Genomic DNA, 14,024 nt, shown 5'->3' on the forward strand with positions numbered 1-14,024 from the left:
GTTAATATTAGTATTTTTGTACCTATTCAATTTTTTTAATCCATGAAATTAAAACAATTTTTACCTTTATTTTTTTGTTTTTTATTTACTCTATTAAAGGCTCAAACAGCTTCCGATGCTGTGCTTTTTACCCTTGACAATCAACCTGTTTACGCCGAGGAGTTTTTGCGTGTTTACAATAAAAATCTTGATTTAGTTCAAGATGATTCTCAAAAAGATGTTGATGCGTATTTAAAATTGTTTACCAACTATAAGTTAAAGTTACAAGAAGCAAAAGCTTTAGGGTTTCATGAAAAAAAGTCGTATTTACGAGAATTGTCAAACTACAAGAAACAATTGGCTCAAAATTATATTACGGATCCTAAGGTAACAGATGCCTTAGTAGAAGAGGCCTACCAACGTATTTCTCATGATATTAATGCCAATCATATTTTAATAAGGCTCGATGAAAACGCTTCTCCCGAAGACACCTTGGCAGCGTATAAAAACATCATGAAATTACGTGATAGAGCTTTACAAGAAGGTTTTGATAAGGTTAGGAAAGAAGTCCATAACGGGCAAACGGTGTTTGGAGAAGAATTGGGTTATTTTTCTGGATTTAAAATGGTTTATGCCTTTGAAACGGTTGCTTATAATACTCAGGTTGGCGCTATTTCAGAACCTTTTAGAACCCGGTTTGGGTATCATATTTTAAAAGTGTTAGATAAACGAGCTTCTGAAGGAGAACGTGAAGTGGCGCATATCATGATATTGTCAAAGTCAGGAGATTCTTTGTCTGCGCAAGCCGAAGAAAAAATAAAAAGTATATACAAGCGTTTAGAGGCAGGTGAAGCATTTGAAGATTTGGCGAAACAATTTTCTGAAGATAAGAATTCTGCCCCCAAAGGCGGTTTGTTGCCTGAATTTAGTAGAGGACAAATAAGCGCAAAAGCGTTTGAAGATGTGGCTTTCAATTTAAAAGCGGTAGGTGATTATTCAGAACCTTTTAAAACGAACTTTGGGTGGCATATTGTTAAACTCTACAAAATAAAACCAATTCCTGATTTTGAATCGATGAGACCCGAATTGGAAGGCAAAGTAAAGCGCGATTCAAGATCTAAATTAATTGATGAAGCTCTTGTTAATAAGTTGAAAACCAAATATAATGTGCCAGAGTTTCAACCAGCATTGGCATATTTTGAGTCTATTGTAACAGATGATTATTTTAAAAATTCATGGCAACTTCCAGAAAGTTTTACAGCAGATAAAACGCTATTAGTTATAGGCAACAAAAAGCTGTTATATAATGATTTTGGTCAATATTTATTAAATACCCAGCGTTTTTCAAGAAAAAAAGAACGTTTTAAGTCGCTTATTTCAACAAAGTATGAGGCATTTTTAAAGACTAACTTATTGCAATATCAAGAAGAGCATCTAGAATATGAAAATGAAGATTTTGCGCATATTGTAGAAGAATATAGAGACGGATTGTTGTTATTTGATCTTATGGAAAACACAATATGGAATACGGCAAAAAGTGATTCCACGGGAGTAAAACAGTTTTATAATAGTCATAAAGATAATTATGTTTTGCCCGAAAGAGTTGATGCCGTTGTGGTTTCCTCTACAAAACAAAGAACGCTAAATAAAGTTAAAAAACTGTTGCAACAAAATATGACGGTTGACGAGGTTAAGTCGTTAATTCGTGGTAATGACCAGATTGAAGCTATATTTACAGTGGGTATTATGGATAAAGAGCACCAAGCGCTTCCAAAACCATTTGAATTTAAAAAAGGCCTGTCAAAAGTTAATAAGTACAATGGCGCTTTTGTGTTAGTAAAAGTGAATGACATACTTCCTAAAACCCAAAAAACATTGGATGAAGCCAGAGGGGCAGTAATTAGTGATTATCAGGCTTATAAAGAAGAGCAGTGGGTCAATGAACTTGCCCAAAAGTATAAGGTTGTAGTCAATCAAGATGTATTAGAGCAGGTAAAAGCACAACTTAAATAAACCGGATTTGAAAATTAAATTAAGTCTTCTATTATTAGTGTTAGTCTGTTCCTGCGATTTTATAAAAAAATCACAGGAAGAGCACGTTGTGGCCAGAGTGAATGATACTTTTTTGTATTATGATGATATAAAGAATTTGGTAAAAGACGGTACATCAAAACAAGATAGTACTTTGCTTGTTCAAAATTTTATTAATAATTGGGCAACCAAGCAGTTGTTGGTAGATGGAGCTAAACTTAATTTGAGTCAGGAAAAGCAAGACGCTTTTAATAAGTTGGTTGTTGAGTATAAGAATGATTTATATGCAAAGGCGTATCTGGAAGCCTTAGTAAACAGAAGTATAGATACTTCGGTTTCAAAAGAAGAAGCAGAAGTTTATTATGATAAAAACAAGGAAGTTTTTAAGCTAAATGAAGAACTTTTAAAATTTAGGTATATTCATTTAGATGATAACATTATAGATTATACTACTATTAAAAAACGTTTTGAGCGCTATAATGAAGATGATAAAAGGAATTTAGATTCTATTTCAATTCAATTTAAATCCTATTCACTGAATGATTCTATCTGGATACGGTTGAGTCATGTTATTGATAAAATTCCTGTAGTTACAAAAGAAAACAAAAGTGAACTGTTAAAAAAATCTAATTTTATACAACTCAAAGATTCATTAGGAGTATATTTGATGCAAATAAATGATATTTTATTGCGTAATGAAACAGCTCCTCTAGAATATGTTAAACCAACAATTAAACAAATTGTTGTAAACAAACGTAAATTAGAGTTAATTAGGCAATTAGAAAAAGATATCACTAAAGATGCTATTAAAAACAACCAATTTGAAATCTATAAATAAATTGAAAAACCTATTGATGTTATGTGTGACCTTAGTTTCTGTTAATGTCATACTCTCGCAAGAAATTATTGAAGAAAAGGAAGAAAAAGAGGTTACAAAGAAAGTAGATACTTCCCAAGCAGTGAATGCCATAAAAGTTGATGGCGTAGCCGCAGTGGTAGGTGATTATATTGTGTTAGATTCTGATATTGATAAAACCTATTTGCAATTAAAAGCACAGGGCGTTAATATAGATAACATTGAACCTTGCCAACTATTTGGTAAATTATTGGAAGACAAATTGTATGCGCACCATGCCATACAAGATAGTATTTTAGTTTCTGATGCTGAAATTAGACGAAATGTAGATTATCAAATTCAACAGTTTTTACAGCAAACCAATGGTTCTATGGAAAAACTATTGGCTTTTTATAAAAAGGAGGATGAGGCGAGTTTTAGAGAAGAAATGTTTGAAATCAATAAGGCCAATCAGTTAGCATCAAAAATGCAACAAAAAATTGTTGAAGAAGTAGAGATCACACCAGAGGAAGTTAGAGATTTTTTCAACAAAATTCCTGAAGATGAACGCCCTACATTTGGAACTGAGTTAAAGGTGGCTCAGATTATAGCAGAACCGCAAGTTTCAGAAGAAGCAAAGCAAAAAATTATTGATAGGTTAGAGCAGTTTAAGGCTGATATTATTGAGAACGGAGCCAGTTTTCGTTCAAAAGCTGTGCTGTATTCAGAAGATCCTGGTTCAGCGAGTCGTGGAGGAAAATACACGCTAGACAGAAAAAAACCTAAAATGGTAAAAGAATTTAGGCAAGTAGCATTCTCATTGCAAGAAGGTGAAGTTTCAGATCCTTTTGAAACCGATTATGGCTATCATATTGTAACCGTAGAAAAGATTAGAGGGGAAGAGTATGATGTTGCGCATATTTTGTTAACACCTAAAGTGTCTAATGAAGCTATTCTTGAAGCAAAAGAGCGTTTAGAAAAAGTAAGACAACGTATTGTTGATGGCGATATTTCATTTGCGGATGCGGCTAGAGAGGCTAGTGATGAAAAAGAAACCAAAAATGATGGCGGACAATTGATAAACCCAACAACACAAGATTATAGTTTTGAGTTGACTAGAATGGATCCAGAGTTATATTCACAGATTCAGAACTTAAAAGATGAGGAAGTAAGCCTTGTTTTAAAAGAAGAAGATAGAACAGGTAAAGTGAAATTTAAAATTTTACGAGTTACTGATAGAGTTGATGAACATGCTGCTGATTATGCTCGCGACTATCTGAAAATAAAGGAGCTGGCCTTGGAAGAGAAAAAAATAAAGGCTATTGAAACTTGGCAAGAGGAAAAAATATTAGATACTTACATAAAGATTAGCGGAGAACATAGAGACTGTGATTTTTCTGGTAATTGGTTAAAAAAGTAAAATATATGTCTGACGTTGCCGCTATTGAAACCTTCGTAAAACAATTTAAAGCCTTAAAATCTGAAATCTCTAAAGTTATTATTGGGCAAGAAGAGGTTGTTAATCAGATTTTAATTTCCATATTCTCAGGAGGTCATTCGCTGCTTATAGGTGTGCCGGGATTGGCAAAAACCTTAATGGTAAACACCATAGCGCAAGCTTTAGGATTAAATTTTAAGCGCATTCAATTCACACCAGATTTAATGCCAAGCGATATTCTAGGTAGTGAAATTCTAGATGAAAATCGTCACTTTAAGTTTATAAAAGGCCCTATATTTTCAAATATTATATTGGCTGATGAAATAAATAGAACACCTCCTAAAACACAGGCAGCCTTACTTGAGGCTATGCAGGAACGTGCTGTTACAGTGGCTGGACATCATTATGAGTTGAGCTTGCCTTACTTTGTATTGGCAACGCAAAATCCCATAGAGCAGGAAGGAACTTATCCGTTACCAGAAGCGCAGCTCGATCGTTTTATGTTTGCTATTTATTTAGATTATCCAACTTTTGAGGAAGAAGTGCAAGTGGTAAAAGCAACAACGAATGATACGCCCAGTAAAGTAAATGCTCTGTTTAAAGCCGAAGAGATTGTTGAATTTCAACATTTAATTCGTCGCATTCCTGTAGCTGATAATGTCATTGAATATGCGGTAAGTATGGTTGGAAAAACCAGGCCTAATTCAATGTCTGCTTCAGAATTGGTTAAAACCTATTTAGATTGGGGAGCTGGTCCAAGAGCATCTCAAAATTTAGTATTAGCCGCTAAAACACATGCGGCTATTCACGGTAAATTTTCCCCAGACATAGAAGATGTGCAGGCGGTAGCTTATGGTATTTTAAGACATAGAATCATTAAAAACTATAAAGCTGAAGCTGAAGGTATTGCTGAAGAACATATTATAAAGAGTTTGTTTTAAGGGGCTATTAGTTTCATGTACTTTTGCTGATAAATTATTACCATAGAATTTTTGGTTTAGATGTTTTACGTGCATCGGCCATATTATTGGTGTTGTTTTCGCATTCTTCCCTGCTATTATTTCCAAATACAACACATATTTTATTAACCATTATTCAGTTTTTTGGAGCTATTGGTGTCGATTTGTTTTTTGTGTTAAGCGGGTATTTAATTGGAGGTATTTTAATCAAGCAAATAGAGAAAGGCCATACAAGTTATTCACATTTGTTTTATTTTTTATTACGAAGATGGTTCAGAACTATACCTAACTACTTTTTAATTCTCATTTTAAATATCATTTTAGTTGGTATATTAAATGGCGAGACTATACAAGGTATTGGCGATTATTTTTTGTTTTTACAGAATTTTTCATCACCACATCCCGATTTTTTCACAGAAGCTTGGAGCTTGTCTATTGAAGAGTACGCTTATATTTTTGGGCCTTTAATACTTTATATTTTATTGCAATTTTTTAGAAATGAAAATGCTTTAAAAGCCTATATGATTACGGTAATGATTGTAATTGTTTTAATCAGCTTAGCAAGGATTGATTTTCATTTAAGCCATGGTGTTATGTCTAATAAAGATTGGAGTCACGCCCTGCGTAAGGTTGTTATTTATAGAATAGACAGTATTTATTACGGTTTTATTATGGCATTATGTTATAAAAAATATCAGGATTTTATAAAACGCCATAGGTTTTTATTTTTAAGTATTGGTGTCATTGTATTTGTAAGTATGCATGCCCTAATTTTTATGCTAGATATGTTACCATCAAATACACCTTTGTTTTATAACCTATTTTATTTGCCTCTAGTGTCCGTAAGTCTCTTGTTTTTATTTCCTGTGTTTATAAATTGGCAAACAGGAAAAAGATTTAGAAACACAATTACAAAAATAAGTGTATGGTCTTATGGTTTATATTTGGTTAATTATTCGTTAGTGTTATTACCATTACAGACTTTTATTGATGTGGCACTACAACCTTGGTATGGTAAAATAGGCGTTGTGTTGAGCTTTTGGGCGTTAGCCTTTTTATTAGCGCGTTTACTTTATAAATATTACGAAAAACCATTGATGAACTTAAGAGATTTACCAGCATTAAAAGCTATGCTTAATCGATAGATGTAAATGAATGTCAATTTTATGGAGTCTAGTGATGTATTGCACTTAATATAAGGACTTCTTCATGCCATTGAGCCTACAGCAATTAGTATGTTAAAAATTCAAATACACCACATTAGAGAATCTTCATTAATATATCCTAAAAAATAGAAAATCACTAAACAATATTGAGAATTATGAAACTTATATAATTAAGTATAAATACGTAGTTTTAATATGGGGTTTATTTTTAGAACTTTGAATTTATTTCATATTTTGCGGAACTTTTTTAAAATAAACATTTGAAACACTTTTAAGGCCTTTGATAGTTTTACCATTAGAAGCCTTTATTCTTAATACATTGAAAGTTTTATGAACACATACAGCGATTACATCAAGGAGATCGAAGAGCGAAAAGGGCTGGGGCTTCACCCTAAACCAATTGAAGGGGCAGAATTACTAAGTGAAATTATTTCACAAATTGAAGACTTAAATAACCCACATCGTGAAGACTCATTAAAATTCTTTATTTATAATACCTTACCAGGTACTACGAGTGCTGCGGGTGTAAAGGCGCAGTTTTTAAAGAAAATTATTCTTGGAGAATCAGATGTAGAAGAAATTACTCCAACCTTTGCATTTGAATTATTATCTCATATGAAAGGTGGTCCATCTATTGAAGTATTGTTAGATTTAGCCTTAGGAGATAATAACACTATTGCGAAAGAAGCCGCTGAGGTTCTTAAAACTCAAGTATTTTTATATGATGCAGATACAGCGCGTTTAGAAGAAGCGTATAAATCTGGTAGTGCTATTGCTAAAGCTATTTTAGAAAGCTATGCTCAGGCCGAGTTTTTTACCAAACTTCCTGAAGTAGCAGAAGAAATCAAAGTGGTAACTTATATTGCTGGCGTAGGAGATATTTCTACAGATTTATTGTCACCAGGAGGAGATGCACACTCCAGATCAGATAGAGAGTTACATGGTCAGTGTATTTTTGAACACAATAAGGCCATGCAACAGGAACTTACCGCTTTAAAAGAAGAACATCCCGATAAGCGTGTTATGCTTATTGCAGAAAAAGGAACTATGGGCGTTGGGTCATCAAGAATGTCTGGCGTAAACAACGTAGCATTATGGACAGGTATTCAAGCGAGTCCGTATGTACCATTTATTAATATTGCTCCTATTATTGCAGGAACCAATGGTGTTTCTCCAATATTTTTAACTACAGTTGGTGTAACTGGAGGTATAGGGATTGATCTTAAAAACTGGAAAAGTAAAAAAGATGCAGACGGAAATACTGTAGTTGATGCTAACGGTGATCCTATACTAGAGCAGGTATATTCTGTTGAAACGGGTACTGTTTTAACAATCAATACTAAAGAGAAAAAATTATATAAAGGTGATGAGGAGTTAATGGATATCTCAGCGTCATTAACACCACAAAAAGTAGAGTTCATAAAAGCTGGTGGGTCATATGCCGTAGTATTCGGTAAAAAGATTCAAACCTTTGCGGCCAAAATTTTAGGTATAGAAGCACCTATGGTATTTGCACCTTCAAAAGAGATTTCTCATGACGGACAAGGGTTAACCGCTGTTGAAAAAATATTTAACAAGAATGCTGTAGGAACTACACCAGGTAAAACATTACATGCTGGTTCTGATGTTCGTGTTGAAGTTAATATTGTAGGGTCACAAGATACAACGGGATTAATGACGTCTCAGGAATTAGAGGCCATGGCAGCTACCGTGATTTCTCCAATTGTTGACGGAGCCTACCAATCAGGATGTCATACCGCTTCAGTTTGGGATAAAAAAGCACAGGCTAACATTCCAAAATTAATGCAGTTTATGAATGATTTTGGTTTAATTACTGCTCGTGATCCTAAAGGAAACTATCCAGCTATGACCGATGTAATTCATAAAGTTTTAAATGATATTACCGTAAGTGATTGGGATATTATTATTGGAGGCGACTCACATACCAGAATGTCTAAAGGTGTAGCATTTGGTGCAGATTCAGGTACCGTAGCATTAGCTTTGGCAACAGGAGAGGCATCAATGCCAATTCCTGAGTCTGTAAAAGTAACGTTTAAAGGAGAAATGAAAAGTTATATGGACTTCCGTGATGTGGTTCATGCAACACAGCAACAAATGTTAAAGCAATTTGGAGGAGAGAATGTTTTCCAAGGCAGAATTATAGAGGTACATATTGGAACTTTAACTGCCGATCAAGCCTTTACATTTACAGATTGGACGGCAGAAATGAAGGCAAAAGCATCAATCTGTATTTCTGAAGACGAAACCTTAATAGAATCTTTAGAAATAGCTAAGAGCAGAATCCAAATCATGATTGATAAGGGTATGGATAATGCCCAAAAGGTACTTCAAGGTTTAATTGATAAAGCCAATGATAGAATTACTGAAATCAAATCAGGTGCCAAACCAGCGCTTACGCCGGATGCTGATGCTAAATACTATGCAGAAGTCGTGATTGATTTAGATGCTATTGCTGAACCTATGATTGCAGACCCAGATGTAAATAATGAAGACGTTTCAAAACGTTATACGCATGATACCATCAGACCGCTTTCTTATTATGGTGGAGTGAAAAAAGTAGATCTTGGTTTTGTAGGCTCATGTATGGTGCATAAAGGAGATATGAAGATTTTAGCACAGATGCTTAAAAATATTGAATCTCAGAATGGTAAGGTAGAATTTAAAGCACCATTAGTGGTTGCACCTCCTACCTATAATATTGTAGATGAGTTGAAAGCTGAAGGCGACTGGGAGGTATTACAAAAATATTCAGGTTTTGAATTTGATGATAATGCTCCTAAGGCTGCGGCACGTACTTCGTATGAAAATATGTTGTACTTAGAGCGTCCAGGGTGTAACCTTTGTATGGGGAATCAAGAAAAAGCAGAGCCTGGTGATACGGTGATGGCTACTTCTACACGTTTATTTCAAGGGCGTGTGGTAAAAGATTCTGATGAGAAAAAAGGAGAATCGTTATTATCTTCTACGCCTGTGGTAGTGCTATCTACTATTTTAGGGAGAACACCTAATTTAGCAGAATATGAAAAGGCAGTTGAAGGTATTAATTTAACTAAATTTAAGCCATCTCATAAGTTGTTGGCTAATTAATCGAAAGGTTATAAATTCATAATGGAAAGCTCGAGTGTTTACTCGGGCTTTTTTGTTTCCTGTTTTAGGTGTTTCTACTTCAAAGCTCAAATATTTGGGTAACATTTTCAGAATGTATGAAGATATGTTTTTAAATGTTTTATGATATTTTTCATTCTAAATAAGTTCTATTTTTTTAGTAAATTTGAGGATAACCCAAAAAAAAAGAAATTATATGGCATTTGACATTGATATGATAAAAGGTGTTTATACCAACATGGCAGCACGTGTTGATAAAGCCCGTGAGATTGTTGGGAAACCATTAACGCTATCTGAGAAAATTTTATATTCTCATTTATGGGATGGAACACCATCAAAAGCTTTTATAAGAGGAAAAGATTATGTAGACTTTGCGCCAGATAGAATAGCGTGTCAAGATGCAACGGCTCAAATGGCTTTGTTACAGTTCATGCAGGCAGGTAAAGCTAAGGTAGCCGTGCCAACTACGGTACACTGTGATCATTTAATTCAAGCTAAAGAAGGCGCCGCTAAAGATTTAAAACATGCCAACAATGTAAGCAGTGAGGTTTTTAATTTCTTGGAATCGGTTTCTAATAAATACGGAATCGGTTTCTGGAAACCAGGAGCAGGTATTATTCATCAGGTTGTTCTTGAAAATTATGCATTTCCAGGAGGTATGATGATTGGTACGGATTCGCATACGGTAAATGCAGGAGGATTAGGGATGCTAGCTATTGGTGTTGGAGGTGCTGATGCGGTTGATGTCATGGCAGGCATGGCTTGGGAACTTAAGTTTCCTAAATTAATTGGTGTGAAGTTAACGGGTAAATTATCGGGTTGGACAGCACCTAAAGATGTTATTCTTAAAGTGGCTGAAATTCTTACGGTAAAAGGCGGGACAGGTGCTATTGTAGAATATTTTGGTCCTGGAGCTACGTCCATGTCATGTACCGGAAAAGGAACAATATGTAATATGGGGGCAGAAATAGGAGCTACAACATCTACTTTTGGTTATGATGATTCAATGGAACGTTATTTACGTTCAACAGATAGAGAAGATGTAGCGGATGCTGCTAATAAGATTAGAAAATATTTAACTGCTGATGACGAAGTTTATGTCAACCCTGAGGCATATTTTGATCAGGTCATTGAAATTAACTTATCAGAGTTAGGCCCTTTATTAAACGGACCATTTACACCAGATTTATCTACAGAAGTAGGTGAATCCATGACAAAAAAAGCCAAAGAAAATGATTGGCCTATAAAAGTAGAATGGGGGTTGATTGGCTCCTGTACCAACTCCTCTTATGAAGATTTATCAAGAGCTTCTTCTATTGCACAACAGGCTTTAGATAAAAATTTAAAAACAAAAGCTGAATTTGGTATTAATCCTGGTTCCGAACAAGTGCGCTATACGGCTGAAAGAGATGGTATTTTAGAAGTTTTTGAAAAACTAGATGCAAAAATATTTACCAACGCTTGTGGCCCTTGTATTGGGCAATGGGCAAGATATAGTGATCCTAAAAATGCCCCTAAAAATAGTATTGTGCACTCTTTTAATAGGAACTTTGCTAAACGTGCTGATGGTAATCCAAATACGCATGCCTTTGTAGCTTCTCCTGAATTAACAGCAGCTATTGCCATTGCTGGGCGTTTAGATTTTAATCCGTTAAAAGATAAACTGATTAATGAAAATGGTGAAGAGGTCATGTTAGATGAACCAACAGGATGGGAACTACCTCCAAAAGGTTTTGAAGTTAAAGATAATGGGTATTTGGAGCCTGAAGCAGATGGAAGTCATGTTCAGGTTGAAGTAAAAGAAGATTCAGAACGGTTACAGCTATTAACTCCCTTTGAACCTATTGGAGACTCTATTACAGGAGCTAAGTTATTAATAAAAGCCTTTGGTAAATGTACCACAGACCATATTTCTATGGCAGGACCATGGTTACGTTATAGAGGTCATTTAGATAATATTTCAAATAACACCCTAATAGGTGCTGTTAATGCTTTTAATCAAAAAACAAACTTTGTTAAAAACCAATTAACGGGAGAGTACGGCGGTGTGCCAGATGTACAACGTGCCTATAAAAAAGCGGGTATTAAAACAGTAGTAGTGGGCGATCATAATTATGGAGAAGGATCGTCTCGTGAGCATGCAGCCATGCAGCCTAGACATTTAGGGGTGGCGGCAGTTATTGTGAAGTCGTTTGCACGTATCCACGAAACTAACCTGAAAAAGCAAGGGATGTTAGGGTTGACATTTGACAATGAATCTGACTATGATTTAATTCTAGAAGATGATACCTTTAATTTCTTAGATTTAAATGAATTTGCACCTAATAAGCCATTAACCCTAGAAGTGGTGCATGCTGATGGTTCAAAGGATGTGATTACCTTAAATCATACCTACAATGAGGCTCAAATAGCATGGTATAAAGAAGGTTCTGCTTTAAATTTGATTAAGAAGCAAAATGCTTAAGTGTTTGTAAAGATAATGGAACAAGAATCCAGCTCTAGAGCTGGATTTTTTATGTAAATTAAAATGCTTTTGAACTTTATTAAAACAACTAATATTTACCAGAGCTAAGCAAAATTGTATTTTAGCCAAAATTTAGAAGCAATGAATAATAGAGAAGATCAACTTCGAGCCTTTGATAGACTATTAACCATTATGGATGAACTAAGAGCACAATGTCCATGGGATAAAAAACAAACCATGGAAACATTACGGCATTTAACCATTGAAGAAACCTATGAGTTGGGCGATGCTATTTTAGATCATGATTTAGAAGAGGTTAAAAAAGAGTTAGGTGATGTGCTATTGCACATTGTATTCTATGCCAAAATAGGTAGTGAAACTAATGACTTTGATATTGCTGATGTTTGTAATGAAATCTGCGAAAAGCTTATTTCAAGACACCCGCATATTTATGGTGATGTTGAAGTGGCTAATGAAGAGGATGTTAAGCGCAATTGGGAAAGTTTAAAATTGAAAGAAGGTAAAAAAAGTGTTTTAGAAGGTGTGCCGAATAGCTTACCAGCTTTAGTGAAGGCTAATCGCATTCAAGAGAAAGTGGCGGGTGTGGGCTTTGATTGGGAAGCACCTGAACAGGTTTTTGAAAAAGTAGAAGAAGAACTAAAAGAGTTGCAAACGGAGGTAGCATTGAGCAATCAAGACCGAATGGAAAGCGAGTTTGGAGACGTATTATTTTCTATGGTAAATTATGCCCGCTTTTTAAATATAAATCCAGAAAACGCCTTAGAACGTACTAATAAAAAATTCTCTAAACGCTTTCAATATCTTGAAGAAAAAGCTCAGGCGTTAAATAAACCTCTAAAAGATATGACACTTGCCGAAATGGATGTGTTTTGGGAAGAAGCTAAAAAACTTTAAGTTGGTTTAACTGCTAATTTTAAAAAAAGGAGACTACTAGTTGAGTCTACTAAAAAAGTCACGAACAGAAATAAAAGCGGTAAGTATTTTAGATACTTGCCGTTTTTTGTATTTTGTATTGATGATAGTTCAACAGGAATCATTTCGATTAAGCGAGTAGAGTTCTTTATATAATTTAATAGTTCCTAACACTAATTTGTTAAGGCGTACAAATGATTTAATAGGTTTTAGTTTCATCTATGAAGAACTTCAATCAAAATATTCTTAAACCCAAGACAGAAAATCAGAAAGTCTCATAAGACTATTCAAATATCTTCCTCTAAACGTAATTTATACCATTTCAGATGTAGATGTAGTGGAGGGTTCACGCTATGACATGTCTTTCAAATATTTTTTAGATATGTTGCCAGAAGAATATGTTATTGACTGAAGTACTTTAACCAAGTTTCGTAGGCAACGTTTAAAGGATACCAATTTACTGGATATGCTTATCAATAATAACGTTAGCATTGCTGTTGAAGAAGGCATCATAAAATCCAAATCAATTATTTTAGATGCTACTCATAGTTTATAAAAATCGAACCCCATCTCAACTATAAATGTTTTATGGGAGCGTTCAAAACAACTTCGCAAATCAGTTTATACTTACCAAGAAGATTGGACTGGTAAGATGCCAGTCAAGAATCAGGGCAATGATTTAGAAAAGGAACTAGCTTACTGCAAGGAATTAGGGATCTTATTAGATGGCACTCATACACTTAGCACAGTTCCAGCAAAAAAATAAAAACTGAACTTACTTAAAGAATCTGTTGATGATATTGAACACGTGGCTCAAAATGGAGAGTTAAAAAATGTTCATGGTTATGGAAGAGCTATAGCTTATGGCATAGGAAATATGCAAATGCAAGGGGCATTGACAAATTTTGTTAAAAATCTTAAACGAATCTTGAAATTAAGCAAGTCCAAATTGAGACAAAACAATACAATTTTGATTTACAAAGCTTATTAAACTAAAATAATCCATTTTAAAAGAGCAAAAACAACTTTAAAAATCAATAAACCAAAAGACACTATCCTGTAAAGTGTGTAAGTTATAAATCGAGGGTTGCAA

At 34.4% G+C, this 14,024-nt stretch carries 8 protein-coding genes and 1 pseudogene; all 9 read left to right on the plus strand.

The annotated features are described in order from the left end of the window. Window positions 1–42 precede the first annotated feature (42 nt). Window positions 43–1,992 (plus strand): peptidylprolyl isomerase, encoded by a 1,950-nt coding sequence (locus KFZ70_RS10520; RefSeq protein WP_139695358.1) that lies wholly within the window; start codon window positions 43–45, stop codon window positions 1,990–1,992. 7 nt (window positions 1,993–1,999) lie between these two features. Continuing rightward, entirely contained in the window at window positions 2,000–2,848 is an 849-nt protein-coding gene (locus KFZ70_RS10525) for a peptidyl-prolyl cis-trans isomerase (protein WP_139695357.1), read from the plus strand. Beyond that, window positions 2,811–4,265 (plus strand): peptidylprolyl isomerase, encoded by a 1,455-nt coding sequence (locus tag KFZ70_RS10530; protein ID WP_139695356.1) that lies wholly within the window; start codon window positions 2,811–2,813, stop codon window positions 4,263–4,265. Before KFZ70_RS10525 ends, KFZ70_RS10530 begins: the two co-directional genes overlap by 38 nt. A gap of 5 nt (window positions 4,266–4,270) precedes the next feature. Further along, a complete protein-coding gene (locus KFZ70_RS10535) occupies window positions 4,271–5,224 on the plus strand; it encodes a MoxR family ATPase (protein ID WP_139695355.1) in 954 nt (317 codons plus the stop codon). Window positions 5,225–5,247: 23 nt separating this feature from the next. Next, entirely contained in the window at window positions 5,248–6,387 is a 1,140-nt protein-coding gene (locus KFZ70_RS10540; protein WP_139695354.1) for an acyltransferase, read from the plus strand. 351 nt (window positions 6,388–6,738) lie between these two features. Continuing rightward, a complete protein-coding gene (locus KFZ70_RS10545) occupies window positions 6,739–9,516 on the plus strand; it encodes a bifunctional aconitate hydratase 2/2-methylisocitrate dehydratase (protein WP_139695353.1) in 2,778 nt (925 codons plus the stop codon). A gap of 214 nt (window positions 9,517–9,730) precedes the next feature. Beyond that, on the plus strand, window positions 9,731–11,998 hold the full coding sequence (locus KFZ70_RS10550) for an aconitate hydratase (protein ID WP_139695352.1): 2,268 nt from the start codon (window positions 9,731–9,733) through the stop codon (window positions 11,996–11,998). 141 nt (window positions 11,999–12,139) lie between these two features. Then, window positions 12,140–12,913, plus strand: coding sequence for a nucleoside triphosphate pyrophosphohydrolase (gene mazG / locus KFZ70_RS10555; RefSeq protein ID WP_139695351.1), 774 nt, complete (start codon window positions 12,140–12,142; stop codon window positions 12,911–12,913). Between the two features lie 178 nt (window positions 12,914–13,091). Next, window positions 13,092–13,694 (plus strand): annotated as a pseudogene (locus KFZ70_RS10560) (transposase); the annotation flags it as partial. Between the last annotated feature and the right edge of the window lie 330 nt (window positions 13,695–14,024).

Source organism: Allotamlana fucoidanivorans (genome assembly GCF_045788535.1).
GTDB lineage: Bacteria > Bacteroidota > Bacteroidia > Flavobacteriales > Flavobacteriaceae > Allotamlana > Allotamlana fucoidanivorans.